The 17,708-nt window shown below is 39.3% G+C and carries 21 protein-coding genes; 16 read left to right on the top strand and 5 right to left on the bottom strand.

Going from position 1 to position 17,708, the window contains the following annotated elements; genetic code table 11:
- Positions 1 to 18: 18 nt before the first annotated feature.
- Both ACE2AL_RS09700 and yebF read left to right on the top strand, forming a co-directional pair.
- Complete coding sequence (locus tag ACE2AL_RS09700) at positions 19 to 198, top strand: YoaH family protein (RefSeq protein ID WP_206086177.1); 180 nt, start codon at positions 19 to 21, stop codon at positions 196 to 198.
- Positions 199 to 390: 192 nt separating this feature from the next.
- Complete coding sequence (gene yebF / locus ACE2AL_RS09705; protein WP_206086176.1) at positions 391 to 756, top strand: protein YebF; 366 nt, start codon at positions 391 to 393, stop codon at positions 754 to 756.
- A gap of 76 nt (positions 757 to 832) precedes the next feature.
- Here the strand turns inward: yebF and ACE2AL_RS09710 are convergent, their stop codons facing one another.
- Entirely contained in the window at positions 833 to 1,063 is a 231-nt protein-coding gene (locus tag ACE2AL_RS09710; protein ID WP_206086175.1) for a DNA polymerase III subunit theta, read from the bottom strand.
- Positions 1,064 to 1,355: 292 nt separating this feature from the next.
- On the opposite strand from ACE2AL_RS09710, the gene ftnA reads away from it, so the two are divergent.
- The 4 genes from ftnA to ACE2AL_RS09730 all read left to right on the top strand — a co-directional run bounded on the left by ftnA (position 1,356) and on the right by ACE2AL_RS09730 (position 3,791).
- Positions 1,356 to 1,859, top strand: a complete 504-nt coding sequence (gene ftnA, locus ACE2AL_RS09715) for a non-heme ferritin (RefSeq protein ID WP_206086174.1) — start codon at positions 1,356 to 1,358, stop codon at positions 1,857 to 1,859.
- 234 nt (positions 1,860 to 2,093) lie between these two features.
- Positions 2,094 to 2,480 carry a copper homeostasis periplasmic binding protein CopC gene (gene copC / locus ACE2AL_RS09720; protein WP_206086173.1) on the top strand — a complete coding sequence of 129 codons (387 nt, stop codon included), beginning with the start codon at positions 2,094 to 2,096 and terminating at the stop codon, positions 2,478 to 2,480.
- A 1-nt stretch (position 2,481) separates the two neighbouring features.
- Complete coding sequence (gene copD / locus ACE2AL_RS09725; protein ID WP_206086172.1) at positions 2,482 to 3,378, top strand: copper homeostasis membrane protein CopD; 897 nt, start codon at positions 2,482 to 2,484, stop codon at positions 3,376 to 3,378.
- Between the two features lie 65 nt (positions 3,379 to 3,443).
- Entirely contained in the window at positions 3,444 to 3,791 is a 348-nt protein-coding gene (locus ACE2AL_RS09730) for a DUF2511 domain-containing protein (RefSeq protein ID WP_206086171.1), read from the top strand.
- Between the two features lie 423 nt (positions 3,792 to 4,214).
- Here the strand turns inward: ACE2AL_RS09730 and ACE2AL_RS09735 are convergent, their stop codons facing one another.
- From ACE2AL_RS09735 to yebS, 3 genes are all read right to left on the bottom strand, one after another.
- Positions 4,215 to 4,448 (bottom strand): DUF1480 family protein, encoded by a 234-nt coding sequence (locus tag ACE2AL_RS09735; RefSeq protein ID WP_206086170.1) that lies wholly within the window; start codon positions 4,446 to 4,448, stop codon positions 4,215 to 4,217.
- 147 nt (positions 4,449 to 4,595) lie between these two features.
- On the bottom strand, positions 4,596 to 6,935 hold the full coding sequence (locus ACE2AL_RS09740; protein ID WP_375084284.1) for an MlaD family protein: 2,340 nt from the start codon (positions 6,933 to 6,935) through the stop codon (positions 4,596 to 4,598).
- Complete coding sequence (gene yebS / locus ACE2AL_RS09745; protein WP_375084285.1) at positions 6,910 to 8,136, bottom strand: membrane integrity lipid transport subunit YebS; 1,227 nt, start codon at positions 8,134 to 8,136, stop codon at positions 6,910 to 6,912. The genes ACE2AL_RS09740 and yebS overlap by 26 nt, the downstream gene beginning before the upstream one ends.
- A gap of 133 nt (positions 8,137 to 8,269) precedes the next feature.
- On the opposite strand from yebS, the gene ACE2AL_RS09750 reads away from it, so the two are divergent.
- From ACE2AL_RS09750 to ACE2AL_RS09780, 7 genes are all read left to right on the top strand, one after another.
- The gene (locus ACE2AL_RS09750; RefSeq protein ID WP_206086167.1) at positions 8,270 to 8,752 is read left to right on the top strand and encodes a GAF domain-containing protein; all 483 of its coding nucleotides are present in this window, start codon (positions 8,270 to 8,272) and stop codon (positions 8,750 to 8,752) included.
- Between the two features lie 110 nt (positions 8,753 to 8,862).
- On the top strand, positions 8,863 to 9,552 hold the full coding sequence (gene proQ / locus ACE2AL_RS09755; protein ID WP_206086166.1) for an RNA chaperone ProQ: 690 nt from the start codon (positions 8,863 to 8,865) through the stop codon (positions 9,550 to 9,552).
- A gap of 19 nt (positions 9,553 to 9,571) precedes the next feature.
- Entirely contained in the window at positions 9,572 to 11,614 is a 2,043-nt protein-coding gene (prc, locus tag ACE2AL_RS09760; protein WP_272539384.1) for a carboxy terminal-processing peptidase, read from the top strand.
- Between the two features lie 245 nt (positions 11,615 to 11,859).
- Positions 11,860 to 12,609, top strand: coding sequence for a cell envelope biogenesis protein TolA (locus ACE2AL_RS09765; RefSeq protein ID WP_272539383.1), 750 nt, complete (start codon positions 11,860 to 11,862; stop codon positions 12,607 to 12,609).
- Between the two features lie 420 nt (positions 12,610 to 13,029).
- Complete coding sequence (gene htpX / locus ACE2AL_RS09770) at positions 13,030 to 13,911, top strand: protease HtpX (RefSeq protein WP_206086163.1); 882 nt, start codon at positions 13,030 to 13,032, stop codon at positions 13,909 to 13,911.
- A gap of 221 nt (positions 13,912 to 14,132) precedes the next feature.
- On the top strand, positions 14,133 to 14,441 hold the full coding sequence (locus tag ACE2AL_RS09775) for a hypothetical protein (protein ID WP_206086162.1): 309 nt from the start codon (positions 14,133 to 14,135) through the stop codon (positions 14,439 to 14,441).
- A 169-nt stretch (positions 14,442 to 14,610) separates the two neighbouring features.
- Positions 14,611 to 14,889 (top strand): hypothetical protein, encoded by a 279-nt coding sequence (locus ACE2AL_RS09780; RefSeq protein WP_206086161.1) that lies wholly within the window; start codon positions 14,611 to 14,613, stop codon positions 14,887 to 14,889.
- A 173-nt stretch (positions 14,890 to 15,062) separates the two neighbouring features.
- Here ACE2AL_RS09780 and ACE2AL_RS09785 read toward each other — a convergent pair whose 3' ends face one another.
- Positions 15,063 to 15,284: a DUF2594 family protein gene (locus ACE2AL_RS09785; protein WP_206086160.1), complete on the bottom strand. Its 222-nt coding sequence runs from the start codon at positions 15,282 to 15,284 to the stop codon at positions 15,063 to 15,065.
- A gap of 382 nt (positions 15,285 to 15,666) precedes the next feature.
- On the opposite strand from ACE2AL_RS09785, the gene ACE2AL_RS09790 reads away from it, so the two are divergent.
- From ACE2AL_RS09790 to ACE2AL_RS09800, 3 genes are all read left to right on the top strand, one after another.
- Positions 15,667 to 16,866 (top strand): sugar transporter, encoded by a 1,200-nt coding sequence (locus tag ACE2AL_RS09790; protein WP_206086159.1) that lies wholly within the window; start codon positions 15,667 to 15,669, stop codon positions 16,864 to 16,866.
- A 112-nt stretch (positions 16,867 to 16,978) separates the two neighbouring features.
- Positions 16,979 to 17,311, top strand: coding sequence for a multidrug efflux SMR transporter (locus tag ACE2AL_RS09795; RefSeq protein WP_206086158.1), 333 nt, complete (start codon positions 16,979 to 16,981; stop codon positions 17,309 to 17,311).
- 43 nt (positions 17,312 to 17,354) lie between these two features.
- Positions 17,355 to 17,654, top strand: a complete 300-nt coding sequence (locus ACE2AL_RS09800; protein WP_272573179.1) for a DUF333 domain-containing protein — start codon at positions 17,355 to 17,357, stop codon at positions 17,652 to 17,654.
- The last annotated feature ends 54 nt before the right edge of the window (positions 17,655 to 17,708 follow it).

A 17,708-nucleotide genomic window follows, 5' to 3' on the forward strand; every position in this document is an offset into this window, starting at 1 on the left:
ATGAATGAGGTTTAAACCATGTTATCAGGGATCCCTGCACTTAATCATGAAGAACAGCAAGAAGCGGTGGAAAAAATTCACCAATTAATGGCCGATGGTATGAGTAGTGGAGAAGCAATCGCACTCGTTGCACAAGAAATTCGTGAGAAACATCAAGGTAAAGAGCAAGTGCATGTACGTTTTGATGATGAAAATTAATAATAAGTAAACATACTATTAACATCCATACATGAATCTGATAAATTAATATTAGTTAAGTCATTCTGTTTATTAATGTCGTTAGAAAATAATTCACAGACAACGCGCAAATTTAATACCTTCTTATAGGCTTAAATGAGCAGCTAAACTAATCAAAAATATTCACCTAATAATTAGGTGTCGGAGGAGAGTATGGAAGCGAATAAAAAAATAGCGATTGCTTTAGGAACGTGCGCTCTTGTTTTTAGTTCATTTGCGTTAAGTGTTAATAAGGAAGAAGGTAAGGCTGCACCATTTGTGAGCTGTGGCGCACTAACAGAGTCACAAATTGCGGCTCAGGTTAAAAGTGATTTTATGCATAATCGTCTACCACGCTGGACGGAAGAAAAAGCCGCACTAGGTAAAAAAGCCGTTGCTTGGGTTAATGATAATGAAGTAACTAAAACAGATACAGGCTACACAGTTCCCTTAGTGGTAAGAGGGGCAAAATCTGACCTCCATTATTCTGTTTCAGTGGATTGCCAAAACAATACAGTGACTTATAACACATCCAAATAATTTGGTTTTATTCAATTTCAAATATTTGCAATTGAATATCTTATAATGAAAAAGAGGGAGATGCCCCTCTTTTTTCTTAACGATTTCTGGGTTCGTATGGTAACCGCGAGAAATTTTGTGATAATTGGCGGTAATAGACCAGCCTTTCTCTAAAATATTCCCTTAAATGCTCGGGTTGTTCCCGCTCCACAGCGTCGGCAAGAATGGCAATATTATAGCGTTCTTTGAATGCAACGCCTGATGCCAATAAGTCAACGTTAACCTTATCCATTTCATCTTTGGGCAATAAAGCAAGATTATGGCTCATTTTAATTCTCTATCACTTAATGGGATTTAGGAATATTGTAGCGATTAAATGAGAAGAAGTCTCAATTCTTATCGAAAAGAACGTGAAAATATAATCAAACTAATATAGTTTTATATTTAAGTAATGACTTTAAAAACAGGGAAAGATAATGAGATTGATTATTATTGTTTTTAGCAAAAGTTATTAATAATCAGTAAATTGGATTTTTTTGTTTTCAGAATGTTTTAGGGTTTTAATTATTGTAATACTGTGCATAATAGCCTCAGGAATATTTAAACATTAAGGTAAAAATATGTTAACTACTGATATGGTCAAAAAATTAAACGAACAATTAAACCTTGAGTTTTACTCTGCAAATCTTTATTTGCAAATGAGCGCTTGGTGTAGTGATAAAGGCTACGAAGGCGCAGCTGCTTTTTTAAAGGCACATTCTCAAGAAGAAATGGAACATATGCAGCGTTTGTTTGATTACCTTAGCGATACTGGCGCACTGCCATTATTAGGTCAAATTGCGGCACCACCTGTTGATTTTAAATCTATTTCTGATGTGTTCAATCAAACTTATGAACACGAACAATTAATTACTCGTGAAATTAATAAGTTAGCGCACCTAGCAATGACTACACAAGATTATTCAACATTTAACTTCCTGCAATGGTATGTCGCAGAACAGCACGAAGAAGAGAAATTATTTAAATCGGTGCTGGATAAACTGGATATGGTGGGTGAGTCTGGTAAAGCACTATTCTTATTGGATAAAGATTTGAAAAATATGTCAGCAGCTACACATATCTAATTTTGTGTTACAAATAGGTTATGGCTAAAATTTAATCTATCTGATGTATAAAGACCTTAGTAGGCTTATGGATAAAAGTGATTAATTTCAATGTTCATAAGCCTTTTTCTTTTCATTTTGTGTGAATACTCACAGGATGGACGCTTAAATCCCGTTTTTAAGCGGCACAAACTGTTTTTTTCCGTATAATGATTGGCAATTATTCTAAATTTACCTGCAAATTAAGAGGTTACTATGCCAATTACCCATATTAAATCTTCATGGCGCAAATTAAGTGCAATCGCTGTCTTATTTTTAGGGATGTCTTTCCAACAAGCTTTTGCCCACGCACATTTAAAAGACCAACTTCCAGCAGAAGGTGCCGCAATTGAGCAAACGCCTGAATCAATCACGTTAAATTTCTCTGAAGGTATTGAAGCTAACTTTACGAAAGTGTCTATCATCGGACCTGAAAAAAATATCATTAAAACAGGAAAAGCGACATTAGACCCAAGTAATGACACCAAAGTCATCGTGCCTGTTGAAGGCAAACTGACTTCAGGGAAATACGATGTTAACTGGAGTGTTGTTTCAGTTGATGGCCACAAAACCAAAGGGACTTATAGCTTTACAGTGAAATAATATGTCACTGGACGCGTTTTATACCTTAATCCGTTTTATTCATTTTATTGCTGCAATATTGATGTGTGGAATGTCAATATTTGCAGCGTTGCTGAGTTGTGGGCAATTTAGTTATCTCATTAGCCGTTATTTGAATAAAGGGATCAACTTTTGTGCAGTCGTTACTGTTGTAACCATTTGGGGCTGGATGTTAGCACAAGCGGGCTTAATGGGGGATGGCTGGGAGGATGCAACAGATTGGGATATCTGGCAGGGCGTGCTGGGGACATCATTCGGTCAAATTTGGCGCTGGGAATTATTATTATCTGTAATTTTGTTGGTAGTTTTATTTATTAAGTCTATTAAGTTACGATTACACCTTGTTTTACTTCTTTCTATTCTTACTCTTGGCTTACATGCCTTCGTTGGGCATGCCGCGATGCAAGATGGTATCGTTGGCGGGCTTCATCGCTTTAATCAATTTATTCATCTTATTAGTTCAGCCTATTGGTTTGGTGGCTTATGGCCATTTTTAATCTGTATTCAATTTTTGCGGAATAAACGTGAACTTGTGGCTGGAATGGATGCGCAAATTATTAAGACAATGAAGCGATTCTCCTGTTATGGGCACGTTGCGGTTGTTTTAGTGGTTATCACTGGCGTCATAAGTGCGATAAGCATTTTGCCGCAATGGCCAATGGAGTATTCAGGCTCTGAATATCAATCACTACTTTGGTTTAAGATTATATTGGTCGTGGGAATGATAATGCTTGCATCTATTAACCGTTATTACATCGTGCCAAGGATCAAGCAAAAAGGGCAAGTTAATTATTTGATCATTAATAGCTGGGTCGAATTATTGTTAGGGACAATGGCGATTTTAGCAGTAGCCATTTTTGCCACGTATCAACCCGTGTAGCAAAACCATTTTATTTATTTGATAATAGCGAATTATTATCGCACTCGTTTAACAAGGTCATCTCAATGAAATCTAAACTCATTATTTGCTTCTTATTAGTTGGTGGAACAATTAGTACTGCTGTTGCTGCTCCCTTAACATCAGTTAGTAAAAAACAATTTGGTGATGATTGGCCCTTTACACGTGAAGAGGTGATGTTGGAATGTCGCACTAATGGTGCGCTGGTGGTGATCAATCCAGCCACATTAATGCAATATCCATTAAATGATATCGCTGCAACACAAATGAATAATAAAGAAATTAAAGGCCAACCAATCGATGTATTGCTCAAGCCGATTGAGACTACAAAAAGTGTTGAAGAACGTGTTTTACCGTTAAAGGAAGCTGCTGCGAAATTGTGTGGTAGTAAGTAGGTATATTTAAGTTGTTTTTATCATTGAAAAGAGTGGGAAGCTAAAATAGTTGCTTGTTGGAATTTATCTTATATATCAATGAAGTAATTGATTGAAAGGTTTTATTGATTAATTACATAGGCATAACCTATTAAACAAATTGTTCAATATTAGAATATTAAACAATAAATTGTGTTAATAATATGTAAAATAATTGATAATTAATGTGGTAAGAACGTACATTGAAAGCTAGTATTAAGGTGTACTTTGTTACGTCTCAATGGCAATTTTAGCGCACGGCTCTGCCAGAGCCATTTCCCAAGGCCCGGTAATCGGAATCTACCAGGCCTCTTTTTTTGCCTATTGGTTTGCTTTCCCACATATTGACCCATCAATAATAAGCCAATCATCTTTGGATTAATCGCCTTATTGCCCAATAAGCGACTAAGCAACCTTCATAACCCAATGATGATTTTCTTTGTCATAACGGTGGCGATATAACAGCACGGGTTTTTCATCAATCGTTGCTGGAATACTCGTGTGTTCATCCCAACCGTCTAATTGCATACAAAAATCCGTATCAGAATCACAAGGGATACTCACTGTATCGCTTTTATGGGTCTCCATAACGGCATCATTGATTTCATAGGAAGATATTTTCAATTTAACTATACACATAATCACACCTCACTGATTGATTTTAGCTGTATAAATTCAGCCCAACGAGATTAAGCATAGTATAAATGGAATCTATTTCCAAAATATTTTTTTAATCCTTAAAAAGGAAAAGGTGCATTGTTGGGGTAACAAGCACCTTTGTAGTCGTTATTTTTTTGGAATGGAGGTTCCCCATTCCAAATAATCGCTTGGTGGCTCTAATTTTAGAATGAAGTGCTGTTCAGGCTTAGCGTTAGGGGAGAGTGGCACTGTTGGTGGGGTTGCAAACACAATGCCTCCTCGAACAAATTGTTTAAATGTTCCACTTTTGACGACACCTCCCGTTAAACCAAAGGAAAGATTGAAGCCAGAAGATAGCCAAAATTGGGTATTGTCACGAACCAAATATTGGTATTCTTTACCAATACGAGTCGCCACATAAACGCGATCGGAAAGCTCTCCCAAATATAATCCCGTCACAACGCCGACTTCTAAGCCCCTAAAGAGAATTGGCGTACCCACTTGGACTGAGCCTACATCAGTGGCATCAAGATAGACGGTTAAGCCATCAAGATAGCGTGAATCAGTAATATTGGCGGCTTGTAATTCAAATTGGTAACGATTTTTATTACTTCGGCCTGGCTCTGCACTAATATAAGGTTGAAGTAAACTGTCTAAATTATTTAAGCCAGCAGGTGACAGTTCTGGTGTGACAACAGCAAAGCGGCTACCTAATTTGGTAAATGTACTCACGTAATCAGGGTAGAGGATTGCCTTTGCTTGAACTTCGCGTTTATCTGCAGAGAGTTTTAAGGACTCAATCTGGCCGATATTAATCCCTAAATAGCGAATTGGCATCCCTTCAGAAAGTTTAGATGCGTCAAAAGTCGTTAATGTGACAACGCTACCAATGGCTTTTGCGGAGGTCTCATTGGGATATAATGTATGTTGACGGGCTTTATTTACGGTGGAGCTATCAATGTTATCAAAGCTAATTGCTCCGCTAATTGCACGGCTGAGAGGCGCTGCTTGGACGGTTAATCCATTGCTGTTAAGTTCGACTTTCGCACCACCTTCAGCCCAAAAGATACTGTTCTCGGTAAGTAGATGGCGGTATTCACTGGAAATATTGACATCGATGGCAAACCCTAACTTTGTTGGTTTAATGGCAATAATTTTTCCAACAGCAAATTGACGGTAAAGCACAACTGAGCCTGTTTGGATATCGGGTAAAGTGGTCGCGTTAAGTGTAATAGTTGTGGGTGGTGAAACTCCCAGAATACCCGCTTTGGCATTTTCGTCACTGCGATAGAGAGGGAAAGTATCAGGGAGTTTTTCTTGGCTGTTTCCGACAATTAAATGAAGCCCACCTTCGAGCCATTCTTGCGGCGTAGCGCCTTGAAATTGCAATCCATTTAGCCCCAATTGAACATCAACACGGCTATTGGCGACAAACTTACTGTCTGCTCTTACTAGGTGGCGATATTCATCATAAATTGCAATATTAAAGTCAACTTTATCAGCACTTAAGTGACGCTGTAACACTTCGCCAATTTGAATACCTCGGTAAACTACGGGCTGCCCTTGATTGACGCCAAAAGTGTCATGAGCCCATAAGGTTAAATTCAGTGGTGATTTTGCGTTTTGCTTCGCTGCATTTGCCACCTCAGCATTACTTTGTAAGACAAACGATTGACCTTCTTCAGCTTGTGGACTGCCTTCTGGAGAGTCAAATGCAATGGCACCATTAATGACTGCAGAAAGACTTTCCATTTTGACACTTGCGCCAGACTTTAGGTCAAAATGGCCTTGCAAGCCTGAAACATTCCAAAATTGACTGTCTTTGCGCACTAAATTGGCATAGCGTTTTTGCACGATAGCGGAGATGGATACACCTTGGTTATCTGGCAAAACGGTATAATCTGAAATATGACCAACAGGCACTTTGCGGTAATAAATAGGCGAGTTTTCATTTAATGAACCTAAATCGGGAGCTGAAAGGTGGATGAGCAGCTCGCCTTGGTCAATATTTTGCTGAGGGGGCGTGTCTTGTGCGACAAAAGAAAATTGCTCAGATCCCGTACTTGGTAGCATACCAATATAGTTCCCACCAACAAGGGCATCGAGCCCTGAGACACCTGCAAGGGACGCTTTTGGGGTGACTAGCCAAAATTTAGTACCTGAATTCAAGGCTGAGCGCATATCTTTGTTTATACTGGCCGTGACAATGATGTTTTTCATATCTTTGCTAATCGCCACAGATTGCACTAAACCCACTTCAACACCTTGGTAACGAATAGGGGTACGATTCGCGACGACACCAGGAGCCGAGGTGAATTCAATGGTAATATCTGTGCCGCGCTCAACCCACTGTTGAAATAATAACCATCCAGCGATAAAGATGGCGACTAAGGGGAGCAGCCAAAAAGGCGAAATATGCACACGTCGGCGTTGTATCGCTTCTGCAACATCATCAGAAGGCTCATTTTGCGAGTTTTGTTTTTCCATAAGAATCCCAAATTAAACGGCTGTCTAACCATTCAACGGCTAAAATCGTTAGAATCACGGCGGTGCCAAAATAGAGAGCGGCAGGCCCCATAGTAAAGGACATTAATTGTTCTCGGTTAACGAGCGTCATCATCAGTGCGATGACAAATAAATCTAACATTGACCAACGGCCAATCCATGAAACAAACTTCAGGAGCTTCATGCGTAAGACGGGGTCAGTTTTGCTATTAAAATGAATCGAAAATAGCAACAAAATCATAATAATAATTTTAATAAACGGGACTAAGATACTGGCAATGAAAACAATAATTGCAATTGGCCAGTTACCCGAATCGATTAGCGAAACGACACCTGAGTAAATGGTATCCTCGAGTCGTTGACCATTTAAATAAAAAATGGAAATCGGCATTAGGTTAGCAGGAAACAATAACACCATGGCAGCAATCAGTGCGGCCCACGTTTTTTGTAAGCTATGAGGATCCCGATATTGCACCAGACAATGGCAGCGCTGGCACCTACCGTGTTTATTGGGTGGGCCTGTGTAATGGCAGGCTGTACAGGTCATTGCGTCGGCTTGCGAGTCTTTTTCTTCGATGGGATAAACGTTTTTCCATAGCAGGTCAAGGTTCATGTGGATGAGGATCAGCAAGCTCAAAATAGACATTGTGATAAAGGCAATCAGCCCGTGGCCGATAAATACACTAGCATAATCTTGCATTTTGATCGCAGCGATACCCAGTGCAATTAAGTAAACATCAAGCATGACCCATTCTTTTATATGGCTCAAGACCAATAAAATAGGCCTGAGGTTTAAGCCGATTTTTCGACCAACCTGTAACGATAAAACTAAAATGGGAAGTAGCAAAGGAGCGGCAATTGCACAAAAAGCCACTATACTGGCAGTAATGGGGTCACCTTGCTGGTTAATTAAGCGAATTCCTTCTATAACATTGGCATTGATTTGGCTGCCCAATAGATGAATTGATATTAGTGGTTGCCAAAATGCAATGGGTGCAAGCATTAGCAGCGTGATGGCAAGGATAGACAGTCGATTTAATGACCATGAACGGCCGTCATTGAGTTGAGAGGCGCATCGTGGGCAAATAATAACCTGCCGCGGGCTAAATGGCGGCGTATGAATTTTTTGATTGCAGTGACGACAACGTTGCAAAATCAAGTCAGTATGATTAATGTGATTCATATTTGCTCATTTTAGGGTTTCGCCTAGATGTAATCTAGTGTAAAAAAATTTACCTCAAAGTGACAACTTGGTAACCTTAGCATTACTCTTGCATATGTGTATTTTAATTACTTGATTATTACTAGAAATAATTATGGATAAAAAGAAGTATTATCTCGAACTTTCAGATAATCTCTCTGCATTATTGGCGGGAGAATATGATTTAATTGCGACCTTGGCAAATACCAGTGCGTTATTATATGAACGTTTAGATGGTGTGAACTGGGCTGGCTTTTACTTGAGCAATGGGCAAGAGCTTGTTTTAGGCCCATTCCAAGGAAAAGTCGCATGTGTTCGAATTCCATTTGGTAAAGGGGTCTGTGGTACGGCATTTAGTGAAAACCAAGTTCAGCGTGTTGAAGATGTCCATGCTTTTCCTGGTCATATCGCTTGTGACGCGGCAAGTAATGCTGAAATTGTCTTTCCGCTGGTAGTAAATGGACAAAATATCGGGGTTTTAGATATTGATAGCCCAAATATTAGCCAATTCGACCAAGAAGATGAAAAAGGGTTACAACACCTTGTAAACCAGTTGTGTCAGCATCTGGCAATGTGTTCTATGCCAAAATATTACTAAATATTGGGCTGTAAAATTAATAGTAACGTGGCAATTGTTAGCAACACGATTATAATGTCGGCTTGTTCATGCCCGTGAGGTTGGCAAAATCGTTGTTATCAGGAAATTTCATGGAAAATCAACCTAAGTTGAATAGTAGTAAAGAAGTTATCGCATTTTTAGCAGAGCGTTTTCCACGCTGTTTTATCGCTGAAGGCGAAGCACGTCCGTTAAAAGTCGGAATTTTTCAAGATATCGTAGGGTGCTTGACGGAAGAAGATGGTATTAGCAAAACGCAATTGCGTTCAGCATTACGCATGTATACTTCTAGCTGGCGCTACCTTTACGGTGTTAAAGAAGGCGCAAAGCGCGTTGACCTAAATGGCGAAGATTGTGGTGAGCTAGATGCAGAGCACATCGCTCATGCTCGCCAACAATTAACTGAGGCGAAAGCACGCGTTCAAGCACAACGTGCTGAACAAAAAGCGCAAAAACGTCCTGTAGCGAAAAAAGCGGGTGAAAAACCAGCACGTAATCCAGAAGCTACTAAAGACAAAGCACCACGTCGTCGCCCATCAGACAATAAAGAACGTCCGCAAAATACATCAGAAAAAACACCCCGTCGTAACAATCCAGCTCCTGAACAAAACCTGAAGTCAGTCACTGATATCAATGCACTTAAAATAGGCCAAACCTTGAAAGTGAAAGTTGGTAGCAGCTTGATGGACGCTTCTGTTCTGGAAATTGCGAAAGACGGTGTGAGAGTTCAATTGCCTACTGGACTGGCAATGATTGTACGCGCGGAACATTTAAAGTTCTGATACGGAGGTCAATCAGGTCATGAACAAACTTCTTAAAGTTGCACTTGTCGTTAGTCTGGCGACTTTCGGCAGTGCAATTGCTAATACACAAGCAGTGGCTCCTGTCACTGCTGCTCAGTTACCTGTCTTAAAACAGAGCGCACAGCATGGCACCGTCAGTGAAAGAGTAACCTCACGGTTTACTCGTTCACATTACCGCCAATTTGATTTAGACAATGCGTTTTCTGGGAAAATATTTGACCGTTATCTCAATATGTTAGATTTCGGTCACAATGTTTTACTTCAATCCGATGTTGACCAATATGCCAAAGATAAAGGGAAAGTGGGGCAATGGCTTGAAGATGGCAAATTAGATGCGTTTTATGACCTGTATAACCTGTCTCAGGAAAGACGTTTCGAACGTTTTAAATATGCATTAGCACGTTTAGAGCAACCAATTGATTTAAATGCGACAGATTCGATTGAAGTTGACCGTTCAAAATCACCTTGGCCTAAAGACAAGCAAGAGCTTGACCGTCTTTGGGATCAAAAAGTACGTTATGATTGGTTAAACCTAAAGCTTTCAGGCAAAGATGACAAAGAAATCAAAGAGAAACTCACTAAGCGTTATAATTTTGCGTTACGCCGTTTAACTCAAGCGCAAAGTGAAGATGTTTTTCAATTGATAGTGAACTCATTTGCGCGTGAAATCGATCCGCACACCAGTTATCTTTCGCCTCGTAATACTGAGCAATTTAATTCTGAAATGAGCTTATCATTAGAAGGAATTGGTGCCGTTTTACAGCAAGATGACGAAAACACGGTTATCAACTCACTGGTTGCAGGCGGCCCTGCAGCTAAAAGTAAAGAGTTGAAAGTTGGTGATAAAATCATCGGCGTTGGTCAAACAGGTAAACCGATTGTCGATGTTGTTGGTTGGCGTCTTGATGATGTTGTTGCATTGATCAAAGGGCCAAAAGGAAGTCAGGTTCGTTTGGAAGTCGTTTCTGATACTAAAGGGGCGAAGCCACATATCGTTACTATAGTGAGGGAGCAGATCCGACTGGAGGATCGTGCAGTAAAACTGACGATTAAACAGCAAGGTAAAGATAAAGTTGCTGTTCTGGATATTCCTGGTTTTTACGTGGGCTTAACCAATGATGTAAAAACCCAACTGCAAAACATGGCGAAAGATAATGTTTCTGCACTAATTATTGACCTTCGTGGTAATGGTGGTGGAGCATTAACCGAAGCGGTTTCATTATCGGGTTTATTTATTCCAAAAGGGCCAATTGTTCAAGTACGCGATAACAATGGCCAAGTGCGCCAAGATGTTGATGACGATGATGTCATCTATTATAAAGGTCCTTTGGTTGTTTTAGTTGATCGGTTTAGTGCATCAGCGTCTGAAATTTTTGCAGCTGCGATGCAGGATTATGGTCGTGCTTTAATTGTGGGCGAACCAACTTTTGGTAAAGGTACTGTTCAGCAACACCGTAGCTTAAGCCGTGTTTATGACCAAATGCTAAAACCTGAATGGCCATCATTAGGTTCTGTTCAATATACTATTCAAAAATTTTATCGTGTTAATGGTGGTAGTACGCAACGTGAGGGCGTTACCCCTGATGTTGTGATGCCAACGGGGCAAGATCCTGCTGAAACGGGGGAAAGCTTTGAAGATAATGCGCTGCCATGGGATAGCATTCCTGCTGCGAACTATAGCAAAGTAGGGGATATTTCACCTGATTTATCAGCCATTAAAACTAAGCACCTCGATAGAATTAGTCAGGATCGTGAATTCAATTATATCGATGAAGATATCGCTCGCTATAAAGTAAGTAAAGAAAGTAAGAATCTGATTTCATTGAATTATGCAGAGCGTAAGAAAGAAGATGATGAAATTGAGGCGACGAAACTAAAACGAATAAATGAGCGTAATACGAAAGAAGGTAAGCCATTACTGAAGAAATTGGAAGACCTACCAAAAGATTACGAAGCGCCAGACCCATACTTGGACGAAACAGTGAAGATGGCGGTTGATTTGTCAAAACAAAACACCAAAATGCTATCAGGTAATCAGTAGTTCGAAATACATTCAAAACCTATCCAACCTGCAGTCAAACCTAATCGGTTTGTCAGCAGTCTGAAGCCAGCGTAAGCTGGCTTTTTTTATACTAAAATTGATAATCTCAGACTTATCATTATTCATTTTACGTCACAACGAAAATATTTTTGAAGTTAACTTAATGCTCTAACGATAGAATTCTTTACCTTTGCTTAATTTATCCTAAACTTTTGTTGTAGCTCTTTTAAACATGAGGCAATACCATGCGTAAATTACTTTTAGGATTAATGGCTGTTAGTGTCATGATGGTTTCTGTGGTCAATACCGCGAATGCAAGAAATTACCCTTGCTCGGGCAGTAAAGGCGGGATAGATCGCTGCGAAGATGGTAAGTTTATTTGTAATGATGGTTCAACAAGTCGCTCAGAGCAAGTGTGTACCATTGAATTAAAAAACGACATTAACAGTAAGGCGGGTATTGCTGGTGGTGTAATTGGAGCAGGAGTCGCAAAACAATCCAGCAAACCTTCTGTGTCTGATTCAATCAAATCAACAGGGGATAAAACAAGCAAAACAGCCAGTGAAAAAGCAACAAAAGCTTCGGATAAAGCCACTGATGTAGCGAAAACGGTGAAAGAGAAAGCCTCAAAAACGGCTGACAAAGAGGTGGTGAAGGAAACAAAAGAAAAAGCCTCCAAGGCGGTTGATAAAGAGTCTGCAAAAGTGGTGAAAGAAAAAGCATCAAAAGTAGCCGATAAAGACGTAGTGAAAGAGACAAAAGAAAAAGCGTCAAAAGCGACAGATAAAAAAGATGCAGTAAAAGAAACAAAAGAAAAAGCAAGTAAAGCTGCGGATAAAGAAAAATCAAAAGTAGTAAAAGAAAAAGCGACTAAGGCTACTGATAAAGAGCCTGCTAAGGCTGCTAAAGAAAAAGCAACCAAAGCCGCGGATAAAGAATCCGCTAAAGCAGCAAAAGAAAAAGCGGCAAAAGTTGCTAAAGAGAAAGCGAATTAAGGCACGAGTTTTTTTGCTGTTAACCTATCATTATATTGTGATAATAATGCCACGCTGCGTGGCATTATTTTTTCGTAAGCGAAACCTTAACTATTGTTTATCAGGCTAAGAAATTCATCAAAAGAGCCGATAAATACATTATTAAGATTCATATCCCTCAAAAATTAGATTCCTCGATTCAACTAAAAATAAGTTTAAATTGAAATGGCTATGAATTGACCCTTTTAAAACAAATAGTTAAAATTTGAACTCTTAATAAACAGAGAGGTAGGTAGAGCGCTTGCCCTTTTTTTAGTCTCGCTGTGTAAAGTTATGTTATTTTTTACTGTTTTCGTGTTAATTGACTTGAAATAGTGTGAAAAAACCTTATTTATAAAGTAAATTCTACGTGATCTTAGTTTTTACCAAGGAATACAAAAAATGATGAGAATTGCTTTATTCTTGCTCACAAACTTAGCGGTTATGTTTGTGTTTGGAATAATATTGAGTTTAACAGGCATTCGCGGAAGTAGCGTTCAAGGCTTGTTGATTATGGCGGGCTTATTTGGTTTTGGTGGCGCTTTTATTTCATTGCTGATGTCTAAGTGGATGGCTCTGAAATCGGTAGGTGGTGAAGTTATTGAAAACCCACGTAACCAAACTGAACAGTGGTTAATGACAACGGTTCAGCGCCAAGCCCAGCAAGTGGGGATTCAAATGCCACAAGTGGCTATTTACCATGCGCCAGATATCAATGCTTTTGCAACAGGGGCACGTCGTGATGCTTCATTAGTTGCAGTGAGCACAGGGCTACTTGAAAACATGAGTCGCGACGAAGCGGAAGCGGTTATTGCCCATGAAATCAGTCATATCGCCAATGGTGATATGGTGACAATGACCTTGTTACAAGGTGTTGTGAATACTTTCGTTATTTTTATATCCCGTATCATTGCTCAATTAGCTGCAGGTTTTATGTCAAACAATGATAACGAAAGTGAAAGTAGCAACGGTAATCCAATGGTCTATTTTGCGGTTTCTATGGTACTGGAAATTGTATTCGGTATTTTAGCAAGCATTATCACCATGTGGTTCTCTCGTTATCGCGAATTCCACGCTGATGCTGGCTCTGCAAAATTAGTGGGACGTGAAAAAATGATTGCGGCACTGCAAAGACTGAAAACCAGTTATGAGCCGCAAGAAGAAGGGCGTTTGATGGCATTTTGTATTAATGGTCGTGGTAAAGCATTCAGTGAATTATTCCTGTCTCACCCTCCGTTAGATAAACGAATTGAAGCACTTCGCTCAGGCGAATATTTAAAATAGTATGGAAAGCCACTTCAAATGAAGTGGCTTGAGGTTGTTGACAAAGCAGGATAAAAGCGTGGTTTTCCTGCTTTGTGTTATCAGCCAAAAATTAATGAATTGATTTTTCTCGTTTATTTTCAAAACCAATCCAACCTGCAGCCAAATCTAATCGGTTTGTCAGCAGTTTGAAGCCACTTCAAATGAAGTGGCTTTTTTATATAATATTCATAGGGACAGTTATGAAACTTTCACACAGTGTCAGTGGCGCCTTGAGAACGTTCGCCTATTTTATGACTAGTGGTAGCCACTATATGTTAAATGGTGTTGATTATGTTGAATTGTGTGTAGATGAACCGAGTTTAGTTGAACAAGTGTATGCTATTTTAATCAATACATTGGAGCTTGATGAAAAGGGTGATGTAATTAATTTCAAACACGCGCAAAAGCGTGCGACAGACTATATTCGTTGGTATGTAGACCATTCATATGTTATTGACCCGCCATATGAGGATTGGGAGACTGAGTTGCATTGTATGCCAACAAATTAGAATATAAACGCCTAAAACATCGCTCCAAACTGACTCGATATTTATTCTTAATTACGTAAAAATAGGCATTTATTTTCTAAGAGTCTTCAATATATTCCCGATAATAAGCTATATTAACTCTAGTTATAGGGTAATCTTACCTATGTTCAATTTCATATGGGAGTTAAGCATGGACATACTGGTTAAAACAATACTTTTTGGTAATTCATTTCAAACGGCATCTAACCCTGCACGGCTTGTCCCCATTAAATTTGAAATTTATAAAGCAGATCAAGGGTTTTACCATCGGATATATAAAGAGGTGGGGATGTCTGGTGCAAACCTTGGACAGGTATTTCGAGTTTGGGCTTTTGAAGAGCAAAAAAGTTGGGGTAAGCAAACGGAGAATACAACATTAGAGGAATATGCTAATTATTGTAATGACTTATATACACAAGCAGGGCAATAATTGAGGAAAAAAAGCCCCCTTCATAGGGTTTTGAAGGGGGAGCTAAATGAATAAAGAATGGTTTAATTCGTCAATAAAGATAGATGATTTTGATAACAAAAACTTAGTTATTTGTGCAGTTAATCCATTCTTGAATACGTTTATGCTTTAAATCGCATTTATCGCTAAATAATCTATTGGCGATAACCTGTTTTAATTTGTTCTAAGATGTTTGTATAGGTTTCAGCCTGTTTTTCGTCTTCCATTTGAGCAACTTCGCGCTGCATTTTGATCAAAATCTTACCTGCATCTGCTTGGCCAATTGCTTTAAGCATATGTGTAACCAAATTTTTTAGGCATGTCACTTCATCTGCAAGTGCATGGACATCTGGTTCGGTAGGAAAATGCGTTTTCATTAAGTCGATCCTTTAAGATAAAAAGTAATTTGATGGATTGTAGCATAGAAAAAATAATATGTGCTTTCAGATAAATAAGATGTATGTAATCGAAGATAAAACACTCAAATAATGATGTGTTTGTTTGATTTTGCTTAGTTAGGTTTTTAAGAAGGGCTAATTGCAGGAATATGTATTTTAAATTGATTACCAATACTGATAGCAAGCTTTAAAATAGCTAAATAGTTGTGATACAATTCACAAAAATACGGTGGTTTTGAGCAATAAAACACCGTTTAATCGTTCAGTTTAGTTCTAAACATATATTTCCCATGTGCCATCATCATAAGTCGGTAACCGATTTGTGTAATTAGCTTATGGAAAACTGAAGGCAAAATAAATAATGACACAAGTATCAAGAAGAACCGCTTGGATCCGTGTTTTAGCGCTGGCGGTTGCTGCATTTGTTTTTAATACAACGGAGTTTGTCCCTGTTGCATTATTAAGTGACATTGCAGCGAGTTTTGGCATGACGGTGGCGCATACAGGGCTGATGATCACCATTTATGCGTGGGTAGTGGCACTCATGTCATTACCGTTAATGTTATTAACCAGTAAAATAGAACGGCGTAAGCTACTGGGATTCTTGTTTGTTATTTTTATTATCAGTCATCTTGTTTCAGGTTTTGCGTGGAACTTTGATGTTTTGATCGTGGGGCGCATTGGCGTTGCTTTGTCTCATGCTGTGTTTTGGTCGATTACGGCATCTTTAGCTATTCGTGTAGCTCCTGCGGGCAAAAAAGCGCAGGCATTAGGCTTATTAGCGACAGGCACTGCGTTAGCGACGGTTTTAGGCTTACCAATCGGCCGTGTTATCGGGCAGTTTTTAGGCTGGCGAGTGACATTTTTGTGTATCGGGGTCGTGGCATTATTTACGATGATTGCACTTATTCGTTTCTTACCACGCTTGCCAAGTGAACATTCAGGTTCTTTGAAAAGCCTTCCAGTTTTATTCAAGCGACCTGCATTAGTCGGAATGTTCGCGCTCACGGTATTAGTGGTGACTGCACACTTCGCGGCTTACAGTTATATTGAGCCATTTGTTCGCGATGTAGCCCATCAGAGCCAAAATTTTGCCACTGTCTTGCTGCTGATTTTTGGTGCTGCGGGTATTATTGGTAGCGTCATCTTTAGCCGTTATAGCACAAAACTTTCATTAATATTCTTACCTTCAGCAATAGCCTTAATGACGCTATGTCTGTTGTTGCTGTTGCCTATGGGAGGCAATGTCTGGTCACTCATTATATTGTCCGTGTTCTGGGGAATTGCGATGATGTGTATTAGCTTAGGTATGCAGGTTAAAGTGATTGATTTAGCACCAGATGCAACAGACTTAGCGATGGCTATCTTCTCTGGAATTTTTAACATCGGTATCGGTGGTGGGGCGTTACTGGGTAATCAAGTGATTGTACATATGGGGATGACTCAAATTGGTTATGTGGGGGCTATAATTGGTGTCATGTCGCTTATTTGGTGCCTCTATTTGTTTAAACGTTATAGCCAAACATTAACGGATAAGCTGGCACCTGCTGAACAACATTAACACACTCAACAATAGACAGTTAAATAAGCTCTGTATTACCTTTATTGGATACAGGGCTTTTTCTGGTTTATCGCTATAATTTATTTTTTTAATACAACAATAAGGTTTATCAATGAAAGGTCTAAGTTTTCTCTTGATGTCGATTCTTGCAGAAGTGATTGCAACGACCACATTAAAAGCTTCTGAGGGTTTTAGCCGTTTCTGGCCGTCTTTAATTGTGATTATTGGCTATGGGGTATCCTTCTGGGGCTTATCGCAGGTAGTGAAAGTGATGCCATTGGGGATTGCCTATGCTATCTGGTCTGGGCTAGGGATTGTGTTAGTTTCTGTTGCTGCAATTTTTATTTATCACCAAAAACTCGATTTACCTGCAATTATTGGTATGCTATTAATTATTATTGGTGTTTTAGTCATCAATTTATTTTCAAAAAGTAGCACACACTAGTGCAAGGCAAGGGGTTACAACGGCTTGATGGGAGATAAACAGCATGGGGCGTAAGGTCGGCCAGTTATTAAAACCTGTGATGACAGTTGTTGTGGCAGTTGTAATGTCAGTGATGTTATCGGCTTGTGGAAGCTCAGAAGTGAATAAAACCGTTGATAACTCTGCAACTCAGTATGCAAAGCAAGTGGTTAATTTAGGGCCAGGGATTCAGGAAGCCTGCGTTTCTGCAGGAGGATTACCTGCCTTAACACTTGAACTAAATGGTGATGAAACGGCGGTTTGCCAATTTGCAAATGGCAAACGTTGTGCTGCCAATGTTATCCAAAGTGGTGCGTGTATTTAATATTTATTTTAGGCTTCACAAAAGAAAAGCCCCTTTAATCAGGGGCTTTTTACG

This window comes from Providencia xihuensis (genome assembly GCF_041953405.1).
Lineage (GTDB): Bacteria > Pseudomonadota > Gammaproteobacteria > Enterobacterales > Enterobacteriaceae > Providencia > Providencia vermicola.

Bases quoted from the DNA above. Each gene is read 5' to 3' on its own strand.
- ACE2AL_RS09790 (WP_206086159.1), top strand. From the start codon at position 15,667: ATGACACAAGTATCAAGAAGAACCGCTTGGATCCGTGTTTTAGCGCTG.
- ACE2AL_RS09710 (WP_206086175.1), bottom strand. From the start codon at position 1,063: ATGAGCCATAATCTTGCTTTATTGCCCAAAGATGAAATGGATAAGGTT.
- ACE2AL_RS09730 (WP_206086171.1), top strand. From the start codon at position 3,444: ATGAAATCTAAACTCATTATTTGCTTCTTATTAGTTGGTGGAACAATT.
- ACE2AL_RS09800 (WP_272573179.1), top strand. From the start codon at position 17,355: ATGGGGCGTAAGGTCGGCCAGTTATTAAAACCTGTGATGACAGTTGTT.
- ACE2AL_RS09700 (WP_206086177.1), top strand. From the start codon at position 19: ATGTTATCAGGGATCCCTGCACTTAATCATGAAGAACAGCAAGAAGCG.
- htpX (WP_206086163.1), top strand. From the start codon at position 13,030: ATGATGAGAATTGCTTTATTCTTGCTCACAAACTTAGCGGTTATGTTT.
- ACE2AL_RS09765 (WP_272539383.1), top strand. From the start codon at position 11,860: ATGCGTAAATTACTTTTAGGATTAATGGCTGTTAGTGTCATGATGGTT.
- ACE2AL_RS09775 (WP_206086162.1), top strand. From the start codon at position 14,133: ATGAAACTTTCACACAGTGTCAGTGGCGCCTTGAGAACGTTCGCCTAT.
- yebS (WP_375084285.1), bottom strand. From the start codon at position 8,136: ATGAATCACATTAATCATACTGACTTGATTTTGCAACGTTGTCGTCAC.
- copD (WP_206086172.1), top strand. From the start codon at position 2,482: ATGTCACTGGACGCGTTTTATACCTTAATCCGTTTTATTCATTTTATT.
- ACE2AL_RS09780 (WP_206086161.1), top strand. From the start codon at position 14,611: ATGGACATACTGGTTAAAACAATACTTTTTGGTAATTCATTTCAAACG.
- ACE2AL_RS09740 (WP_375084284.1), bottom strand. From the start codon at position 6,935: ATGGAAAAACAAAACTCGCAAAATGAGCCTTCTGATGATGTTGCAGAA.
- ACE2AL_RS09785 (WP_206086160.1), bottom strand. From the start codon at position 15,284: ATGAAAACGCATTTTCCTACCGAACCAGATGTCCATGCACTTGCAGAT.
- ftnA (WP_206086174.1), top strand. From the start codon at position 1,356: ATGTTAACTACTGATATGGTCAAAAAATTAAACGAACAATTAAACCTT.
- copC (WP_206086173.1), top strand. From the start codon at position 2,094: ATGCCAATTACCCATATTAAATCTTCATGGCGCAAATTAAGTGCAATC.
- ACE2AL_RS09750 (WP_206086167.1), top strand. From the start codon at position 8,270: ATGGATAAAAAGAAGTATTATCTCGAACTTTCAGATAATCTCTCTGCA.
- prc (WP_272539384.1), top strand. From the start codon at position 9,572: ATGAACAAACTTCTTAAAGTTGCACTTGTCGTTAGTCTGGCGACTTTC.
- yebF (WP_206086176.1), top strand. From the start codon at position 391: ATGGAAGCGAATAAAAAAATAGCGATTGCTTTAGGAACGTGCGCTCTT.
- ACE2AL_RS09795 (WP_206086158.1), top strand. From the start codon at position 16,979: ATGAAAGGTCTAAGTTTTCTCTTGATGTCGATTCTTGCAGAAGTGATT.
- ACE2AL_RS09735 (WP_206086170.1), bottom strand. From the start codon at position 4,448: ATGTGTATAGTTAAATTGAAAATATCTTCCTATGAAATCAATGATGCC.
- proQ (WP_206086166.1), top strand. From the start codon at position 8,863: ATGGAAAATCAACCTAAGTTGAATAGTAGTAAAGAAGTTATCGCATTT.